The sequence below is a fragment of the Corynebacterium sp. MSK218 genome (assembly GCF_030232655.1).
Classification (GTDB): domain Bacteria; phylum Actinomycetota; class Actinomycetes; order Mycobacteriales; family Mycobacteriaceae; genus Corynebacterium.
In genome coordinates this window covers 58,219-76,601 of sequence record NZ_JASPGN010000007.1, presented here as the reverse complement: position 1 = coordinate 76,601, position 18,383 = coordinate 58,219, and the positions used below count along the sequence as shown (strand labels likewise).

General features: G+C 60.4%; 20 protein-coding genes and 1 tRNA gene. 12 read left to right on the top strand and 9 right to left on the bottom strand.

Annotation, left to right across the window (positions count from 1 at the left end):
- The first annotated feature begins 116 nt into the window (after positions 1–116).
- The 10 genes from QP922_RS07275 to QP922_RS07230 all read left to right on the top strand — a co-directional run bounded on the left by QP922_RS07275 (position 117) and on the right by QP922_RS07230 (position 8,433).
- Positions 117–701, top strand: a complete 585-nt coding sequence (locus QP922_RS07275) for a CarD family transcriptional regulator (protein ID WP_284808638.1) — start codon at positions 117–119, stop codon at positions 699–701.
- Positions 673–1,422: a 2-C-methyl-D-erythritol 4-phosphate cytidylyltransferase gene (ispD, locus tag QP922_RS07270; protein WP_284808636.1), complete on the top strand. Its 750-nt coding sequence runs from the start codon at positions 673–675 to the stop codon at positions 1,420–1,422. The genes QP922_RS07275 and ispD overlap by 29 nt, the downstream gene beginning before the upstream one ends.
- Positions 1,415–1,906, top strand: coding sequence for a 2-C-methyl-D-erythritol 2,4-cyclodiphosphate synthase (gene ispF, locus QP922_RS07265; protein WP_070670600.1), 492 nt, complete (start codon positions 1,415–1,417; stop codon positions 1,904–1,906). Before ispD ends, ispF begins: the two co-directional genes overlap by 8 nt.
- Positions 1,907–1,933: 27 nt before the next feature.
- Positions 1,934–2,134 carry a hypothetical protein gene (locus QP922_RS07260; protein ID WP_141754567.1) on the top strand — a complete coding sequence of 67 codons (201 nt, stop codon included), beginning with the start codon at positions 1,934–1,936 and terminating at the stop codon, positions 2,132–2,134.
- Between the two features lie 43 nt (positions 2,135–2,177).
- Positions 2,178–3,599: a cysteine--tRNA ligase gene (gene cysS / locus QP922_RS07255; RefSeq protein ID WP_284808634.1), complete on the top strand. Its 1,422-nt coding sequence runs from the start codon at positions 2,178–2,180 to the stop codon at positions 3,597–3,599.
- Between the two features lie 41 nt (positions 3,600–3,640).
- The gene (gene rlmB, locus QP922_RS07250) at positions 3,641–4,588 is read left to right on the top strand and encodes a 23S rRNA (guanosine(2251)-2'-O)-methyltransferase RlmB (protein ID WP_284808632.1); all 948 of its coding nucleotides are present in this window, start codon (positions 3,641–3,643) and stop codon (positions 4,586–4,588) included.
- Between the two features lie 303 nt (positions 4,589–4,891).
- Positions 4,892–5,191, top strand: a complete 300-nt coding sequence (locus tag QP922_RS07245; protein ID WP_309473134.1) for a lactococcin 972 family bacteriocin — start codon at positions 4,892–4,894, stop codon at positions 5,189–5,191.
- Positions 5,192–5,197: 6 nt separating this feature from the next.
- Entirely contained in the window at positions 5,198–7,183 is a 1,986-nt protein-coding gene (locus QP922_RS07240) for a bacteriocin-associated integral membrane family protein (protein ID WP_070670606.1), read from the top strand.
- A gap of 3 nt (positions 7,184–7,186) precedes the next feature.
- On the top strand, positions 7,187–7,813 hold the full coding sequence (gene ccmA, locus QP922_RS07235) for a heme ABC exporter ATP-binding protein CcmA (protein WP_042532294.1): 627 nt from the start codon (positions 7,187–7,189) through the stop codon (positions 7,811–7,813).
- 143 nt (positions 7,814–7,956) lie between these two features.
- Positions 7,957–8,433 carry a helix-turn-helix domain-containing protein gene (locus tag QP922_RS07230; RefSeq protein ID WP_284808629.1) on the top strand — a complete coding sequence of 159 codons (477 nt, stop codon included), beginning with the start codon at positions 7,957–7,959 and terminating at the stop codon, positions 8,431–8,433.
- A gap of 142 nt (positions 8,434–8,575) precedes the next feature.
- Here QP922_RS07230 and QP922_RS07225 read toward each other — a convergent pair whose 3' ends face one another.
- From QP922_RS07225 to QP922_RS07210, 4 genes are read right to left on the bottom strand one after another with little or no spacing between them, the layout of a single operon-like run.
- Positions 8,576–9,376: a CE1 family esterase gene (locus QP922_RS07225; RefSeq protein ID WP_284808628.1), complete on the bottom strand. Its 801-nt coding sequence runs from the start codon at positions 9,374–9,376 to the stop codon at positions 8,576–8,578.
- 11 nt (positions 9,377–9,387) lie between these two features.
- The gene (locus QP922_RS07220) at positions 9,388–10,341 is read right to left on the bottom strand and encodes a metal ABC transporter permease (protein ID WP_284808626.1); all 954 of its coding nucleotides are present in this window, start codon (positions 10,339–10,341) and stop codon (positions 9,388–9,390) included.
- On the bottom strand, positions 10,319–11,020 hold the full coding sequence (locus tag QP922_RS07215; RefSeq protein WP_284808624.1) for a metal ABC transporter ATP-binding protein: 702 nt from the start codon (positions 11,018–11,020) through the stop codon (positions 10,319–10,321). Before QP922_RS07215 ends, QP922_RS07220 begins: the two co-directional genes overlap by 23 nt.
- Entirely contained in the window at positions 11,021–12,127 is a 1,107-nt protein-coding gene (locus tag QP922_RS07210) for a metal ABC transporter solute-binding protein, Zn/Mn family (RefSeq protein WP_284808622.1), read from the bottom strand. It lies immediately after the preceding gene.
- Positions 12,128–12,200: 73 nt separating this feature from the next.
- Here QP922_RS07210 and QP922_RS07205 point away from each other — a divergent pair, with 73 nt between their 5' ends.
- Positions 12,201–13,295, top strand: coding sequence for a LacI family DNA-binding transcriptional regulator (locus tag QP922_RS07205; protein ID WP_284808621.1), 1,095 nt, complete (start codon positions 12,201–12,203; stop codon positions 13,293–13,295).
- Between the two features lie 53 nt (positions 13,296–13,348).
- Here QP922_RS07205 and otsB read toward each other — a convergent pair whose 3' ends face one another.
- The 5 genes from otsB to thrE are packed head-to-tail and all read right to left on the bottom strand — an operon-like array spanning position 13,349 to position 18,116.
- On the bottom strand, positions 13,349–14,095 hold the full coding sequence (otsB, locus tag QP922_RS07200; RefSeq protein WP_284808619.1) for a trehalose-phosphatase: 747 nt from the start codon (positions 14,093–14,095) through the stop codon (positions 13,349–13,351).
- A 16-nt stretch (positions 14,096–14,111) separates the two neighbouring features.
- The gene (locus tag QP922_RS07195) at positions 14,112–14,615 is read right to left on the bottom strand and encodes a hypothetical protein (RefSeq protein WP_284808617.1); all 504 of its coding nucleotides are present in this window, start codon (positions 14,613–14,615) and stop codon (positions 14,112–14,114) included.
- Entirely contained in the window at positions 14,615–16,039 is a 1,425-nt protein-coding gene (locus QP922_RS07190; protein ID WP_284808615.1) for an alpha,alpha-trehalose-phosphate synthase (UDP-forming), read from the bottom strand. Before QP922_RS07190 ends, QP922_RS07195 begins: the two co-directional genes overlap by 1 nt.
- A 2-nt stretch (positions 16,040–16,041) precedes the next feature.
- Positions 16,042–16,389, bottom strand: a complete 348-nt coding sequence (locus QP922_RS07185) for a hypothetical protein (RefSeq protein WP_284808614.1) — start codon at positions 16,387–16,389, stop codon at positions 16,042–16,044.
- 50 nt (positions 16,390–16,439) lie between these two features.
- Complete coding sequence (gene thrE, locus QP922_RS07180) at positions 16,440–18,116, bottom strand: threonine/serine exporter ThrE (protein WP_284808612.1); 1,677 nt, start codon at positions 18,114–18,116, stop codon at positions 16,440–16,442.
- 187 nt (positions 18,117–18,303) lie between these two features.
- On the opposite strand from thrE, the gene QP922_RS07175 reads away from it, so the two are divergent.
- Positions 18,304–18,376 (top strand) — tRNA-Thr (locus QP922_RS07175).
- Positions 18,377–18,383: the final 7 nt, after the last annotated feature.

The window sequence follows — 18,383 nt, the reverse complement described above, 5'->3', positions numbered from 1 at the left end:
GCGGGCGGGGGTGAAATCCTGCGTGCTAGAATCGATTCCCTGTATATGCGGCCCATCGAGAGCAGAGCGAGCATACTCGATGAGCATCGTCTTCAAAGGCTTCACAAGGAGTGGCAATGGAATTTAAGGTCGGAGAGGTCGTCGTCTACCCGCACCACGGCGCCGCCAAAATCACGGCGATTGAAACGCGCGAGATGGGTGGCGAGACCCTCGAGTACCTCGTCCTCCAAATTAACCAGTCCGACCTGGTCGTCCGTGTGCCTTCCAAGAACGTCGAAATGGTCGGCGTCCGTGACGTCGTGGGCAAGGAAGGTCTGGAAAAGGTCTTCTCCGTGTTGCGCGAAGTGGACGTCGAAGAAGCCGGCAACTGGTCCCGCCGTTACAAGGCCAACCAGGAGCGCCTCGCCTCCGGCGACATCAACAAGGTTGCTGAAGTCGTTCGTGACCTGTGGCGCCGCGACCAGGACCGTGGCCTGTCTGCTGGTGAGAAGCGCATGCTGGCCAAGGCGCGCCAGATTCTCGTGGGTGAGCTCTCCCTGGCTAAGCCGGTCGATGAAAAGAAGGCCGACACCATGATGGAGGAAATCGACGCCACCATCGAGCGCCATCGTGCCGCAGGTTTGGTGGACGATAAGTCCATCACCACCGACGTTGATAGCGACATCGATCTCGATGACCTCTCCTTCGACGACGAAGACTAAACCTCGCGTCATCGCGCTCGTTGCGGCGGCAGGCAAGGGCACGCGCCTCGGCGCCGAGGTGCCCAAAGCCTATGTCGAGCTGCGCGGGCGCACTCTTTTAGAGCGCTCCGTTAAAGCGATGGTTACCTCCGGCATCGTCGATGAGGTCATCGTGCTCATCAGCCCCACCATGGAAAGCTACGCCGAGCGCATCCTAGCTCGCGTCGAAGCTGACATTCCTCTCCGCCTTGTCCACGGCGGCGGCGAGCGCGCCGATTCCGTGTGGGCGGGCTTGCAGGCCATCCCGGACGAGGACGCCGTGGTGCTCATCCACGATGCGGCCCGAGCGTTAACGCCTCCGGGGATGATCGCGCGCGTCGCCAAGCGCGTGCTCGACGGTGCCACCGCAGTTGTCCCTGTTCTGCCCGTCGCGGACACCATCAAGGAAGTGGAGGGCGAGGCCGTCCTTGCTACGCCAGACCGCTCCCGCCTGCGTGCCGTGCAGACGCCACAAGGCTTTTCCCTGGCCGCGCTGCGTCACGCCAACGTGGACTATTGGGAGCAGAACCCGGATTTCACAGCGACGGATGATGCAAGTCTTATGGAATGGCATGGCGCGCGCGTGGAGACCGTCCAGGGTGATACCTTCGCCTTTAAAATCACCACTCCCATCGACCTCGTCCTGGCTAAGGCCGTGACGGACGAGGCCGAACCGACCATCTTTGAGGTGCCTAGTGACTAACCCCATCATCCCCCGCGTTGGCATCGCCACCGACGCCCACCAGATCGAGCCCGGAAAAGAATGCTGGATCGCCGGGCTTCTCTTCGAGGACGCCGACGGCTGCGAGGGCCACTCCGATGGGGACGTGGTAAGCCACGCGCTTGTCGACGCTCTACTGTCAGCCTCCCACCTCGGCGACCTCGGCTCCTTCGTCGGAGTGGGCCGCCCTGAATATGACGGTGTGTCCGGTGCGAAGCTGCTGCGCGAATGCCGCGAGCTGCTGGAGAAGGAAGGTTTCACCATCGGCAACGCCTCCGCCCAGCTCATCGGCCAAACCCCTAAGATGGGGCCGCGCCGCGAGGAGGCTGAGTCTGTGTTGAGTGAGATTCTTGGTGCGCCGGTCTCCATTTCTGCGACCACGACTGACCGTCTCGGCTTCACCGGGCGCGAGGAGGGCCGCGCCGCCGTGGCCACCGCCGTGGTCTGGCGCGCCCCCAATTCCTAACGTAAAGTCGAGGGAGAGGAGGCTGCCGTGGCATTGACAATGCGAATTATAAATACCGAGGCCCTGCGGGCTCGGTATGGGGAACTCCTGCATGCCTTAGAAGTAGCCATTGGGGCGAACCTTAGTTCTGAAGATCTGCGCATGCTCGCAGAATCCGGCCGTTTTTCCACGGAAGAGCGCGACCTTTATGACGAACTCCGTCGCGTAGAGCTCATGCTCGAAACCTAAGTCGTGGTGAATTCCTAACTCAGGGTCAATTAGACTAGTCCGCGTGAGTACTTTGCGCATTTTTGATACCGCTACCCGCAGCCAACGTGACTTCGAGCCGGTTCGCCCCGGCCACGCGTCGATTTATCTGTGTGGTGCCACCCCGCAATCCCAGCCGCACATTGGCCACCTGCGCTCCGGCGTGGCCTTTGACATCCTGCGTCGCTGGCTTATTGCGCAGGGCTATGACGTAGCACTGGTGCGCAACGTCACCGACATCGATGACAAGATTCTCACCAAGGCTGCGGAGAATAACCGCCCTTGGTGGGAGTGGGTATCCACCTACGAGCGCGAGTTCACCAAGGCGTACAACACCTTGGGCGTGCTGCCACCCTCCGTGGAGCCGCGCGCGACGGGGTTTGTCACGCAAATGGTGGAGTACATGCAAAGGCTTATCGACGCCGGCTTTGCCTACGCCGTACCTGGTGGCCCAGCGGGGGAGGACGATGAGGCTGGCTCCGTTTACTTCGACGTTGCCGCGTGGAATGCCACGGAAGGATCGGATTACGGCGCGCTGTCCGGTAATCGCGTCGAGGATATGGAGCAGGGCGAGTCGGAAACCGAAGGTAAGCGCAGCCCGCAGGATTTCGCGCTGTGGAAGGCTGCCAAGCCGGGTGAGCCGGCTTGGCCGACGCCATGGGGTAGGGGCCGCCCCGGCTGGCACCTGGAGTGCTCCGCTATGTCCACCTACTATCTGGGCAGCGAGTTCGACATTCACTGTGGTGGTCTGGACCTGCAGTTCCCGCACCACGAGAACGAGATTGCGCAGTCCCATGCGGCGGGCGATAAGTTCGCCAACTACTGGATGCACAATCACTGGGTGACCATGTCTGGTGAGAAGATGTCCAAGTCCCTGGGCAACGTGCTCTCCATCGCCAACATGCTGGAGATTGTCCGCCCGGTGGAGCTGCGCTACTACTTGGGCTCCGCGCACTACCGTTCCGTGCTCGAGTACTCCGAGGCCGCGCTTACGGAGGCTGCTGCGGGCTACCGCCGCATCGAGGACTTCGTGGGCAAGTTCGAGGGCGTCGAGAAGGGCGAGTGGACCCCAGCCTTCGCAGAGGCCATGAATGATGACATCGCCGTGCCGAAGGCGTTGGCGGAAGTCCACACCACGGTGCGTGCAGGAAATAAGGCCCTTGCTGAAGGCCGCCGGGAAGAGGCCGAGCGCCTCGCCGGAGCAGTGCGCGCCATGGCTGCGGTTCTTGGCTTTGATCCGTGCGATGAACAGTGGAAAGATGGTGGCGAAACAAGCGGCGCTGTCGCGGCACTGGACGTTCTTGTCCAGGCTGAGCTTGAGCGCCGTACGACCGCCCGCGCAGAGAAGGACTGGGCTACTGCGGACGCTGTGCGCGACCGCCTGACCGCCGCGGGTATTACTATCACTGACACCGCCGACGGTCCCACCTGGTCCCTGGCGGACTAACCGTCCTTGGGCTAGGCCAAGGACAACAAAGGAGAAGAACCATGGCACGCACCCACGGCCGCGGCGGCGCGGGCGCCCGCAAGTCCAACAAGAAGGGCGCTACGAAGGGCTCGGGCGGTCAGCGCCGCAAGGGCCTGGCTGGAAAGGGCCCCACGCCCAAGGCGGAGGACCGTATTTACCACGCCAAGCACAAGGCAAAACTGGAGCGCGAGCGCCGTAACTCGGGCCGCCACCAGAAGGAGACCGCGGAGATGGTTGTGGGCCGCAACCCGGTCATCGAGTGCCTGCACGCTAAGGTGCCGGCCACCTCGCTCTACATCGTGCAGGGCACGCGCAACGACGCCCGCCTGTCAGAGGCCGTGGCCATGTGCAATACTCGCAACATCCCTATCCTTGAGGTGCAGCGCCACGAGATGGATCGCATGACCGGCAACGGCATGCACCAGGGCATTGGCCTGCAGATTCCGCCGTACAAGTACGCCGAGGTGCACGACCTCATGGATCGCGCGCGCGACGCTCAGGAACCGGGCATGTTCGTCATCCTCGACAACATCACGGATCCCCGCAACCTCGGCGCCGTCATTCGCTCTGTCGCGGCCTTTGGCGGCCACGGCGTCATCATCCCGGAGCGCCGCTCCGCCTCCGTGACGGCGGTGGCATGGCGCACCTCGGCCGGTACTGCGGCTCGTTTGCCGGTGGCTCGCGTGACCAACGTGACCCGCACGGTGCAGGATTTCCAGAAGGCCGGTTACCAGGTCGTGGGCCTCGACGCGGGCGGCGAGCACACTCTTGATACCTACACCGGTGGCACGGACCCCGTCGTCATCGTTATTGGCTCTGAGGGCAAGGGCATCTCCCGCTTGGTCCGCGAGAACTGTGACGTCATCATGTCCATCCCGATGACCGCGTGGGTCGAATCCTTAAACGCATCCGTTGCTGCGGGTGCAGTGCTTTCGGAGTTTGCTCGGCAGCGTCGCGCTGCGAAGTAACAAGTAATTTGGAAGGCGTCGCGTTGTGTGGCGCCTTTTTGTTTGCCTCCAATGTGTCTGCTGGGCAGCTCCCGCCGTCCTGGTCGCAAATGTCCAGGGCTGGAAACCCAGACCACCTGTTCGCATTTTCACGCGCTTGCCGACGCCCTGCAATCCACCAGAGAGCTGCGGATTGAGGCCTGGATATTTGCGCGGAGTTGATGAATCTGCGAAAGGTAACTTTTGGCACTTGAATGCGGTTTAGGGGCAGCGTATATCTTTCAGTAGCGCGCGCTATAAGTTCGGATTCTTCTCGAGAAAGGAATGCTTATGAAAGTGAGCATGTCTAAGCGAGCAGTTTCAGTAACTCTCGCAGGTTTGTTGGCGTTGGGTGGTACAGGTGTTGCTGGGGCCACGATTGTAAATATCGATGGCGGCACGTGGGACTACGGTACGGGTAGTGGCCAAGTTTGGTCGCACTACTTTCACAATGGGGTGCGGCACGGTTCAACTGCTGTTGGTACCTTCAAGTCGGATAGCGGTTGCGTCAACAAAAACACTTGGTCACGAGCAACAGCTCCCAAGAAGCCCTCTGGAAATAAGTCCTATTACCGACACTGCTAAGGCTCGATGAAAACTTCAGTCAGACTACTAACCGTAGGGATTTTGCTCTCTACGGTTATTAGCGCATTCATTGCCTTTGTCGGAGCCAGCCTCTTATCGACTCTGGATTATCGGCTTGGCAACGAGTTTGTCCAGATCGAAGACTTCAAACCTGACAGTCACACAGAAACACTGTTTCCTGAGCTTTCTGAATTTGCAGGGGACTCAGGATTTGACGTATCGATTTATTACTCCTCGCTAGCTGATTCGGATGGTGAGCTGCGAATCTACTCCTCGGCTCTGCCTTCAGGTGTAGCTAACTTTGAGTCTCAAAAGTTTCAGAGAGGCGAAAAGCTTGTTTGGTATCCATTGTCGGAAATTCCGACTAAGGAACCGCGCCAAGTTTTTAACATTAAAGGATCGGAAAACGACGCTCGAGACCTAACGACATGGTTGGAGGAGCGCGGGTATTCCGTGATAGGGCTCCAGAACTTGACTTGGAGTTTCGTCATGACTTCGTCGCTGCCTTTGTTGGTCGCGGCTGCTTTTCTACTCGCGCTCGTGTTGGGTGGCGGGCACTGCCTAGTGCGGGCTCGCGAAATCGGCATTCACAGACTTTTGGGGCTAAAGCTATCGCAGACGCTAAGGCTTGATGTAACGCGGCTTGCCAAGCAAACATGGCTACCATTTTTTCTTGCGATCATTTTTATTGCGGCGGCATTGTATCTTTACAACGACTGGGCAGAAGCGACGTTGTTTTGGGCCTTTTTCGGCGTTTCTGTGTTGCTCCAATGGGTCGGTTTGGCGCTGGGCTATGTGCTCGGGCAGTTATTGGTTCGAAATATTTCGATCCCGCAGGCCATCAAAGGCAAGGTTCGGGCGCGTCCAATTACCTACGCACTGTATGCTGTCCGGCTATTGGCACTCTTGACGAGCCTGACGGCACTTTCGCAGATGGTTGATACCGGTGCTGAGGTGTCCGCGCGAGAGGAATTGCAACCGTATTGGAGCGGACATGCCAATGAGCAAGAGTTTGCCCTGAGCTCGAATATCACTCCGGATGAAAAAGAACAGGCTGCAGCTGCAGCGCCCTTGCGTCAGGCGGACCGCGAAGGAAAGCTACTCTTAGCGGATCCTTTTTGGCTTACCTGGCCGACTCAACTGGAAGCCCCGGTTATTCTCAGCAACCATCGGTTCGCCGTTCAAGCTGGTGTTTCCCCTTCTGAAGAAGACGTAACCGTTTGTGCTCCCGTTGCCCTCAGTGAAGAATCCAAACAGACGATTATTGACTCCGTTGCATTTGAAGCCGAACTCGCGAAGAAGAAAGTTCCAGATTTTAACTGGAAAGAGGATTGTTCGCTTGGGCAAGTCTTTTCCTATGACGTTGAGCTGCGGCCAGTAATTAATGACCCCATTGTGGTCTCGTTACCAGTGGGGCTTGAAGCTATCGGTGACCGGAATTTACTCGCGAAAGCCTCGCAGAAAGTCCTCCTTGCCATCGAGCCAACTGTCGTTGGTGAGCTGAAAGATGGGACGGTGGGCAAGGTGCTTGCCACGGCACAACCGCATGCTGATTCCTGGCGATCGTCCCTTGAGGAAGCCAAAGATCAATTCAGCCTTTGGTCGTTAAATACGGTCGTAGCGATATTACTGGTTTCCTTGTTAATCGTCGCGGGGCTTTTCAGTTTCCAGGTGGCGTTCCGGCGAGAGCTCTATGTTTCCTTCATTTGTGGGCGCAGCCCGTGGAAGATGTGCAGGAAGATTCTGCTGGCCGAGCTATTCTTTTTCGTTACCACCATCGGCTGGGTTTTGTATCGTTTGCGCGAGCATAAGGAACAACTGGAATCGCACTATCCATCAACGTGGTCGATGGGGTTTGAAAACAGGTGGTCCACGGCAACCGTTCTTGCTGTCGTCGCATTTTCGATCGTGTGGATGTGTATTTCAATCGGTTTGACCTGGTGGATTAGTGCGCGAAATCAAATGCGCTGGACAGACAGCGAGGGAAATTAGGATATGGAAATTCAGGTTGAAGACCTTCACTACAGTGTGAAGGGAAAAATGATTCTTTCCGGCCTTACGCGGTCTTTTGCGGCTGGCCGGGTGACTGCATTAACCGGTGTCTCCGGAAGTGGGAAAACCACCCTGTTGAACCTCTTGGGCGGTCTGATCTCGCCGGACAAAGGCTCAATCATGTGGGATGGAAACAACATTGCATCGCTATCGGCAGGTCGACTGCGCAAGTATCGACGCGAATGCGTTGGGTATCTTTTTCAAGATTACGGCTTGGTTCCTGACCTCACCGTTGTCGACAACGTGAAGCTCGCAGCCAGTAACGTTTCGCGCCGTGCTTTCGACGAGGCGCTAGACAGCGCTTTGGCGCAGGTTGGTTTACGCGGCTATGAAAAGCGTGTGGTCAGCGGCTTGTCGGGCGGCGAACAACAACGAGTAGCCTTGGCGAGGATCCTCGTTTCCAAGCCCAAAATCGTATTGGCGGACGAGCCAACCGGTGCGCTTGACGAGGACAATGCTCAGCTGGTTGTTGAACACCTTCGTGCTTTCGCTGACCAAGGCGCCGTTGTCGTCGTCGCGACGCATTCCAAGCATGTAGCCGACCAAGCAGACTGCGAGGTAACGCTTTAGTGTGGCGATTGAAATACTCGGATATGCCGTGTCTGCTCGCTGGCATCTGAGACGATGAGCAACCGATACTCGATGAGCTAAGACGCTACTTCCTCTGGCCCCAGGTTGAATGTGCGTCCACTCAAAGGGAGCTGCTGAATGCATTGTCTCGCTCACAGGAGCAATTGCTGGTGTTGTGCGAGCGCAAAGACTCGGCGACCTGGGTATGGGATATACAAGAGTTAAAGAGCAGCGATTTCATTTACTTGGTGGATTATTCACAGCATTCGCGTGAGAAGCTTCAAAAGGCAATCAATTTGGGCGCGTCTGCATATTGTGTGGTTACCCGGGAAGCTCGCTCCGGCCATGGGGGCCTTAAATTAAGTTGTTGCTTCGATATAAACGGCGTAGCTGTTGGGACAATGCCTGAACCAGATATGCAGCGAAACCTCGAGCGACTATCCGCAATTCAGCTTCGAATTCTAAACGGAATTGTATGTGGGCACTCAAATAATGGCATCGCGGAAGAAACACATCTTTCTGTGCCGATGATCAAGAAAATAGTTTCCCAGCTGCTTGACATCTTTGCTGCAGAGAACAGAGTCCAGTTAGCCATCAAAACCTTACCCGCTATGGGTTGAGCTGCCAATCCTGTTGCAAATTCCCAGGGCAGGAAAACCAGACCTCCTGTTCGCATTTTCACGCGCTTGCCGACGCCCTGCAATCCACCAGAGAGCTGCATTTCCAGGGCTGGGTAGGTGGTGGGGGAGGCGAGCCGCGGGGCTAAAAGCTGAAGAAGTCCTCCACCACCTGGGCTGCGATGAAGCTATCGGTATTCGGGCCCAAGCGCGCGTCGAGCCCGTTGCCCGAGGGGATGACGTGGCCCACGCCTTCCATGGTCCACAGTTCGACGGGGTTGTCACCTTCCCAGGAGTGCAAAGACACATCAGAAAACGGGCGGGTTACCTTGGCCTTAGAGCAACCGTTCATCGTGGCGAAGCGCTGCGCAGTCCACAACGCGGAAGTAACCTCGCCGCGGGAGCTATTCGCGAGGCCAGCTTGGCCGCCTTCATAAGGCGCTAGCGGGTCCGCAGTGCCGTGCATCATGAGAATTGGGGTGGGCTTATAGCCCTCGGGATTAGACGGCGCATGGTTAGCGCCGCTGCCCATCGTCGAGGCGAAGATGCAGGCGCCGTCGAGGAAGCCGGGGGCGTCGAAAAGCAGGCGTATTACCATCTGCCCACCGTTGGAATAACCGCAGGCGTAGGTGCGCTGCGTGCCGTATTCCTCCTGCACGGTGGCGGCGACCTGCTGGAGAAAGGTGACGTCGTCAATGCCAAGCTCACGGGCCTTGACCGGCAGTACCCCGCGGGCGTCGTTGAAGTGCCTATCCACACCGTCGGGGTAGACAACCACCGTGCCCGTGCGGGCGGCGAGCTCATCAAAAGTGCCGTTTGTAAAGCGCCGCATCACGCTGCCATTTTGCAGCGAACCGTGGAGGAAAAGCAGCTGGTTCGGGCCGGGATCTTCCGGCGCGACGACGGTGTATTTACGCTTGAATCCCTGAAATTCCACGATGGTCATGGAACAAAAGTTTAGTCGGGGTGGGCGCAGTGCTCGTCGTGGGTGCTGGTGTGGTGCTTTTCCGAATCGCTGCGGCCCTCGAAGTGAGCTTTGGTGACGCGGGCGGCGGCGATGTCGTCGCGAACCGCGCGGCGGTTGCGTAGCCAGCCGATTAGACGGCAAACCAGGTAAATGACAAAAGAAATAGTGGTCACGAAGACCGACACCGGCAGGCCCGGCGCTAGCGACAGAATAAACCCTCCCACGGCGGAGACCTCCGCGAAGATGGTTGCCCACACCACCGCGCGCAGCGGGGAGGAGGTAATCTGCACTGCCGCCGCGCCCGGCGTGATGAGCAAAGCCATGACGAGCAGCGAGCCGACGATCTGCACCGACTGCGCGGCGGTCAAACCGACGAGAACTGCGAAGACCACGGAGAGGGCTTTCACCGGCACGCCCGCTGCCTGCGCCATGACAGGGTCCGCGGAGGCAAAAAGAAGCGGGCGCCACAAAATAGTAACGGCTGCGACAATGATGACGGTCGTCGCCGCCAGCAGCCACACGGACGCCGAAGATACACCGACGATTTGTCCGGTCAGCAGCGTCATAGCGGTGTTGGCGTTGCCAGGGTAGAGGTGCAGGAATAACACCGACAAGCCTAGGCCAAAGCTCATGACCACGCCGATGGCGCTGTCCTGTTGGCCTTTGAGGCCGAGCACCGCCAGAATGATGGCGGCGACGATGGCGCCGGCAATCGCGCCGAAGCCGATGTTCAGTCCGAACAACAGCGCTGCGGCCGCACCCATGAGCGCGAGCTCCGAGGTGGCGTGCACGGAAAAAGACATCTGGCGCAGCACGATGAGCGAGGTCATCACTCCGGACAGGATGCCCAGCAGCGCACAAGCAACCAGTGCATCCTGTACGAAATCGACGCCCAGCAGGTACTGGGTGTCCTCGAGGAACTTAGACAACGATGAGCCTCCCATCGACGTTGAGGACCTTCACGGACGAGCCGTACAGCTCCGAGAGCACCTCCGAGCGCATGACTTCATCTACTGGGCCAAAAGTGTGACCGTTGGGCGCGAGGTAGAGCACCTTGTCCACCACACCCAGCACGGGATTGATGCCGTGGGTGACGAAGAGGATGGAGGTGCCGCGTTCGTGACGCCACGCATTGAGCTTCTCGACGGTCGCCTGCTGCCTTCCCGGGTCCAGCGACAGCAGCGGCTCATCGGCAAGGATGAGTTCTGGGTCGTTGGCGAGGGCTTGCGCCTGGCGGATGAGCTGCTGCTGGCCGCCGGAGAGCTGGCCCACGCGCCGATCCGCTATGCCCGTGGCGCCGACTTCCTCCAGCAGTGCGTCGACGCGGTGGTGGGGTGGGCGGCGGCGTCGGAAAGCGCCGTGCGCCAGCGACAGGGACACGAGGTCGCGGGCGCGTAATGGGAGGTCAGCAGGGAACATGCGCTGCTGGGGGATGAAGCCGACGCGACAATCGACGTCCACCGTGCCCGCCGTAAGCGCACGCGTGCCCAGAATGGTGCCCAGCAGCGTGGATTTGCCCACGCCGTTGGGCCCCAAAACGGCGATGAACTCGCCGCGGTCCACGGCGAGGTTCAGGTCCGACCACAGCGGTTCCACTGCGGCATTGTGAAAGGAAACGAGCACTTATGCAGCCTCGAGTGCGCTGACGGCTTCCTCGTAGTAGTCGAGGAAGTCGGTGTTCTCCGGCGGGGTTTCGCCGATTTCGACGACCGGGATGTCCTTGTCCTCAGCGGCGGAGCGGATGCGCTTGGTCATGTCCGTCTCCGTCTGCGGGTTGAAGATGAGCAGGTCGACCTCGCCCTGGTTAATCGCCTCGAGGAAGCGCGCAAGGTCCGCAGCGCTCGGCTCGCCCTCGGCGACGGTGGCCTTGCGGTAGCCCTCCGGGGTGACGTCGGTGCTGTCGGAGTACTTCATGATGTAATCCGCGATGGGTTCGGTCTGCGCGTAATTTTGTGCCGGCAGCTTTTCGACGCGCTCCTTGATCTTCTCCACGCGCTGAACCAGCGGATCCGCGGTGGCCTTGGCTTCCGGGTTGGTCTTGTTCACGAGTGTGGCTACCTCATTGGCTACCTTCTCGATGGCTGCGGCGTCGTACCAGACGTGCTCGTTGCCTTCGATGTTAGTGATCGTCTCTGGGTGCTCAGCGGCAATCTTCTTGGCCTCGTCCATGCTGACGGTTTCGACGTCATGCGCGTGGTCGTGAGCGTGCTCATGCGCGTGGTCGTGGCCGTCTTCATGCGCATGTTCGTCATGCGCGTGCTCATGCTCGTCGTGTGCGTGGTCATGGTCGCCATGATCGTGCGCATGGTCATGGGAATGCTCGGTGAGGGGCAGGGCGTGGATGATGGCGTCTTGGTTCTTGACGGCCTGGTAGAGCCAGGCGTCGTAGCCGCCGCCACCGGCGATGATGACATCGGCCTCGTTAGCCCGGGCGATGTCGGCCGCGGTGGGCTCGAAGTGGTGCGGGTCCACGCCGTTGCCGGTGACAATGGCCCGGACGTTGATGTTGACGTCGGTCTGTGCTGTGTCGACCACCGCCTGCGCCACGTCGGCCCAGATGGACGTCGAGGCGACGACGTGGATGGTCTCTTTATCGCTTCCGGCCCCCGCATCGCCGTCAGAGTTGTCACCGCTGGAGGAGCAAGCAGTCAGCGATGCAGCGCCGAGGGTAGCGGCGAAAAGGAGAGCGGTGGGGCGGCGCCAAGATTGGCGTGAGAGCGATGTAGTCATGGCGTCTATTCTAACGTCCTAGTGAAAATTGTTGTCAAATGATGATGAGTTGAAAACGGGTAAGGTAACCAGCATGTCCACTCGCAGCACCACGCTGGCCTCCCTCGCCGCTGAACTCGGGGTTTCCCGCACCACGGTGTCCAACGCGTATAACCGCCCTGACCAGCTGGCTCCTGCCACCCGCGAACGCATCCTGGCCGCAGCCGCCGCCCGCGGTTACGTCGGCCCAGACCCCACCGCGCGCAGCCTGCGCACGCGCCGCCAAGGCTCGGTGGGGGTGCTGCTCACCGAGCACCTGTCCTATGCCTTCGAGGACATGGCATCCGTTGACTTCCTTGCGGGCATGGCGGAGGCCTCTGCGGGCGCGAGCACAACTCTGACCCTCATACCGGCGGGCCCCGATACGGTAGGCGCGTCCGATGACGCTCACGCGGGCCAACTCGTCGGCTCCGCAGCGGTGGATGGTTTCGTGGTGTACTCCGTAGCTGCGGGCGATGCTTACCTCGAGGCCGTACGGCGGCGTGGGCTGCCGGTCGTGGTCTGTGACCAGCCCACGGATTCTGGGCTGCCCTTCGTGGGGATCGATGACAGGGCTGCGATTGCCCCAGCAGCGCGCGCGCTTATCGACGCCTCCCATACCCGCATCGGCATCCTCACCATCCGCCTGCACCGCGAGCGTCTCGACGGTTTCGTTTCTCCCGAGCAGCTGGCGGCCGCCGATATGCACGTGCAGCGATCCCGTGTTCTGGGAGCACTGGACGTCTTTCAGGAAGCTGGTCTGTCTCCGGAGTCGATTCCCGTGGTCACCCGGCACATTAATGATTCCCGCACGGCGTACGCTGCCGCGGAGGAGTTGCTCACCGCGCATCCGGAGCTTACTGCGGTGCTGTGTACGACGGATTCCATGGCGCTGGGCGTGCTGGCCTATGCGCGCGACCACGGCATCGCCGTGCCTTCGCAGCTGTCTGTTACCGGCTTCGATGGCATCGCCCCAGCCTTAGCCGTGGGTCTGAGCACCGTCGTGCAGCCCAACAAAGCGAAAGGAGCGGCCGCCGGGCATATGCTCGCGGACCTCATCAGCCGCGGGAGTGCTCAGCCGCAGGAGCCGCCGCGCAAGGTGTTAACTACTACTTTCCACGCCGGTCGCACCGTCGCGCCCCCAGCGTAGAAAGCTCGGGGCACAGGCACGGGCACGGAGCGGGCGCGGGCGCGGGGCGGGCGCTAGCGTTGAAAATGTGCTGCGCGTGCGGCCGCGAGCTCGTCAAGAAAATCCGACACCGCCGCCACATCCGCGACTCGATGCGTGGCCAAGGTATCTCCCTCGCCCACCTTCACGCCGAGGTCTGGCGGCTGGTTGAGCACTGCGAAACCGTCCTCGTCGGTCGTGTCATCACCTAGAAAGACCATGGCCGTAGCGCCGACGCGCTCGCGCAAGGTCTTAATCCACGTGCCTTTTGTTGCCTGCGTGGCGGAAAACTCCACAACGCACTTGCCGGCCGTCTTGGGGAATCCATCCGCGCTTAAGGCCAAGCCCTCCTCATACGCCGCGGCGGCAGCAGCGGGGTCCTGCAACTCTAGAGCGCGCAAGTGCAGCACACGCTGGAAAGGTTTGACCTCCAGCTCCGCGCCGGGATGGCGGGCGATGATCTCCTTAATCTCCGCTTCCTTCTTGGCCAGATGCGCCTTCATTTCCGGGGTCAGCGGGGATTCTTCCCACGAGGATTCCGCACCATGTGAGCCACCCATGAGCACCGGCTCACGCAACGTGCACACGCGCTTGAGCCCGTCGAGGTGGCGTCCCGAGAGTACCGCCACCGTGGTGTTGGGAAGCTGCGCAAGCGACGCAAGCGCGTCGAGGGAGCGCTTCTCGGGCTGGACTGCGTCTGGGCGCGTGGCGAAACCGGCGAGCGTGCCGTCGAAATCGGACACCACCGCAAGGTGTGAGGCTGAGGCAAGAGCATCCATCATGGTGCCCACCCTAGTCCTATAGCGAGGCCATCCGAATAATGGGGGAATCCACCTTGTCCGTGCGTAGCGTCAACACTAGTTGGTTATTGTGGTTCAGCGCGAAATCAAAGTCATGGCCCTGCGCGATGAGGGTACGCAAAAGCTTGTCCGCCCACAGCGCTGAGCCAGTGCAGTCCTCATTCGACGGTGCCGATTCGTAGTCAACCTTGTCCACGTGCATGCCATCGGCCTCCCAAATCGTGGAGTCCTTATCCCCCTCGGTAAAAGACACCTCGGCGGTAAACGGCACGCATCCCGTCGAGCCCACCACCGTGTGCTCACCGAAGCTCATGTGCGGAACCTGCGCCGTATCCGGCGGGATAGCCGAAGGTGCCTCCGGAGTGGTGTACAGGTTCGTGACCTGCCATTGCTTGCCAACGACCCTCTCATCACCCCGCGGAGCAGGTTCCTCCTCAGCGGACCCGCAGGCAGGAAGCGCGACTAGGCACAGCGCCACGAGCGCCATAGAAAACCTGCGCATCATGCCTCCTTCAGTGCCTTCAGTGCGCCGAGGAAGGACTCCGACCACAGCGCAATGTCATGCTCACGGACCTGGCGGTTCATTGTCAGCATGTGCTCGCGCATGAGTTCCGGGGACTCATCAAGGGCCTTGACCGCCGAAAGCAGCGCACGCTTAATGGATTCGATATCGAAGGGGTTGCACAGGTTGGCCTGCGTCAACTCCGCCGCGGCACCAGCAAACTCAGAAAGCACGAGTGCGCCCGAACCATCGCCATGAGAGGCCACGTATTCCTTGGCCACGAGGTTCATGCCGTCTTTAAACGGCGTGACCAGCATGATATCCGCCAAACGGTAGTAGCTGCGCAGTACATCCTTGGGCACGGAGCGGTGTTGATAGTGCACCACCGGCCGGCCGAGCTGGCTAAAGCGCCCGTTGATGCGGCCCACGGCTTCCTCCACTTTGGAGCGCGTGGCACGGTAGTGGTCAATACGCTCCCGCGACGGAGTGGCCAGCTGCACCAGGGTCACCTCCGCCGGGTCCAGCGCGCCGGTCTCGAGCAGCTCCTCAAACGCGGTGAGTCGCTGCAGAATACCCTTCGTATAATCCAGGCGGTCCACGCCCAAAATGATGCGCTTCGGATCCCCCAATTCGGCGCGGAGCTTAGCGACGTCCCCCTCATCGCCCCCACGTCCAAACTCACCCGCCGCAATGGAAATCGGGAAGGCAGCCACGCCCACGGAATGCCCACTATTCGAGGTGATATGGGCGGTAACACGGCGGGTGCTTACCTCGCCTTCGACCTCAAGACCTTGAGTGCGGGCGAGTTCGAGGAAGTTGCGGGCGTTGGATTCGAGGTGGAAGCCGATCAAGGAGGCGTCGAGAAGCCCGCGCACCAATTCCTCACGCCACGGTAACTGACGGAAGAGATCGGGGGAGGGGAATGGAATGTGCAGGAAGAAACCAACGGTGAGGTCCGGGCGCAGCTGGCGCAGAATCCCCGGCACGAGCTGCAACTGATAGTCCTGCACCCACACCGTGGCGTTCTCTGCGGCCACGGCAGCGACTTCGTTGGCAAAGCGCAGATTGACCTCGCGGTAGGCGTCCCACCAGTCGCGGTTATAGATGGGTGTCACGATGAGATCGTGATACAAGGGCCACAGCGTGGCATTGGAAAAGCCCTCGTAGAAGGCTTCAAAATCGTCCTGGGTCAGGCGCACCGGGTGGAGTAATACCCCATTGTCCGTGGTGAAGGGCTCCGGGGCTTCATCGGCCACGCCCGGCCAGCCCACCCAGCAGCCGTGGTGTTTCTCCAAGACCGGGGAGAGCGCGGTGACGAGCCCGCCCGGGGAGGCCTTCCACGTGCGGGTGCCATCGGGGCTGGTCTCGAGGTCTACCGGCAGGCGGTTGGCCACGACGACGAAGCTATTGGAGCGCCCGGGCATACCTAGGCCTTCTTAGTGGTCTTCTTGGTGGCCTTTTTCGTTGCCTTCTTGGTCGCCTTCTTAGTGGTTTTCTTGGTGGCCTTCTTTGTTGACTTCTTAGTCGCCTTCTTCGAGGCCTTTTTGGACGCCTTCTTCGTGGATTTCTTCGGCGCAGCATCTTCGTGCTCTGCCAGTACCTTGCGGTGAACCAAGCCCTCTGGCTCAACGCCCAGCATCGACATGAGCGTCACACCGTCCAGGAAATCCTCGGCGTAGGTAGCAACGACGCGGCGCGCGGCGCGGGCGGTCTCTTCCTCGACGGCATGGGTCTGATCAGCGGCAGGCTGAGTGTCTGTGACCTTGGGTGGCACGGAGTCCTCCTGGAATGAAGTGTGAAAGCTTTCAGACCGGCCATTCTACGCTATTGCTTGGCCGGCGGGGTGGTGGGGTCGTCTTTGCCCGGCACCGTGTACGTGGGGCGCTGCGCAGGGAATTGGGTGGTGGCAGGCCACATATCGGTGACCGCATCGCCCTGCTGGAAGCGGGCCTGCTGCGCCGGGGTAGGCGGCTTCGGGCCATACTGTGGTGGCGGGGCTGGCAGGTTGTGACGTGGGGCGAAGGGAGACATAGGCACGCGCGGGATGCGGGCGCGCTGCGCCAAGCGCGTAGCACGGGCGAAGGAGAAGGTACCCAGACGTTTGAAGGCGGTGTAGGGCCGGAAGTACTTCGGGCGGCGCAGGCGACGGGCTACGCGCTCACCAAAGACCACGCCGGCTGCCAGCGCGCCGGCGATGGCCAAGGCGCTGGCGAGGTTGGTCAGACCGGTGATGATTTGCTCGTTCAGCGTGGCATACATGCCGCGGTACAACGTGAGGCCGGGAAGCATGGGCGTATAGCCCACAATCATCGTGATGAGCGGCGGCATCATGTAGCGGCGGGAGAGCAAACCACCGGCCAGGCCCACGGCTACCGCCGAAATACCCGAGGCCACCACCGGACCAACGCCAAACGGCACGACGATGGAATAGTAAAAAACCATACCGGCTGCGGCCGTTAGTCCGGAGATGGCGACCTCCGACCACAAAGCGCCTAACGCTAGCGCAAAACCCGCCGAGCCGATTCCACCGCACACCACGAGTAGTGGAATCTGGTGGTAGACGGGCGGTGCCAATGTAGCCAATGGAGGCAGGCTAAAACCCAACCACCCGGCCACCTGGATGCCCAAGCCCACACCGGCGATGATGGCGCCGGTGGACATGAGGGCCTCAAAGAACTTCGCTGAGGACGTCACTGGCGCGCGCGTGATTCCATCCACCAAACACTGCACCAGCGTCAGGCCAGCCACGAGGACGATAATCCCTGAACCAATGATCTGCGAGGGCAGCATCTGGATGCCGAACTGCGCAAACACGTTGTACAAGATCGCTGCCGGAACAACCGCCAAGAGGCCGCCCACGAGGTTCTGATAAAAGGGCGGCAGGCGGTACTGAGCCAAGAACATGTTCGTGCCCATAATGAGCGCCGAAATGAGGAACGTGACCACGCCGACGAGCAGGTCACCGCCCAGCATCACGGCAATAAAACCACCCATAGCGCCCCAGGCGCTCACGATGGTCTTCTTCGAGTACGGATTCTTCATTGCATCGATATCATCGAGAATCTTCTCCGCCATCGACGGCGGAGTGGCACCCGAGTGGATGGAGCGAATGAGGCGGTCCACCGCGGACAACTTGGTGAAGTCCACCGCAATACTCGGCGCGACGCGGAATACGTGCAGGTTGCGGCGGTTGGCGCCGGTACCAATCGCGGTGTGAATCGTGATGGTGTTGAGCAGAATCGACACGTGGCAGTAGTGCAGGCCATAGGAGGAGGCCACGAGGTGAATCTGTGCCTGGGCGTCCGTATTCGCCGTGCCCGCCGCGATGAGGATTTCACCGACGCGCGCGGCAATCTCCATAACACCCGTGACCTGCGCTGGGTCGGTCAGATCGACCGGGGCAAGCGGGGAGGGCGGCGGAGCAGCTTTAGCGGCGTCGATGGTGGCGACGTGCGCCGAGCCATCGCGCAGGCGCTGGCGAAGCGAAGAAAGAACAGACACGGAAAAAGAAAGACCTCAACAACAGTTCTGGGTTCGGTAAATCAGCACTTTAGTAACTGTCGCCGATTTATGCACCTGCCAGTGCTTTTAGTGTGGCGCGGCGCACGCTTTTGTGCAGCACACAGACCCCGGCTTTCCTTCCTTGGGGTGGACTCGGGTACGATTCCCCTAGCGGATTAACCGCGGTGCTGGAGTGGCGCAATTGGTAGCGCAACGCACTTGTAATGCGTAGGTTGCGAGTTCAAGTCTCGTCTCCAGCTCAAACTA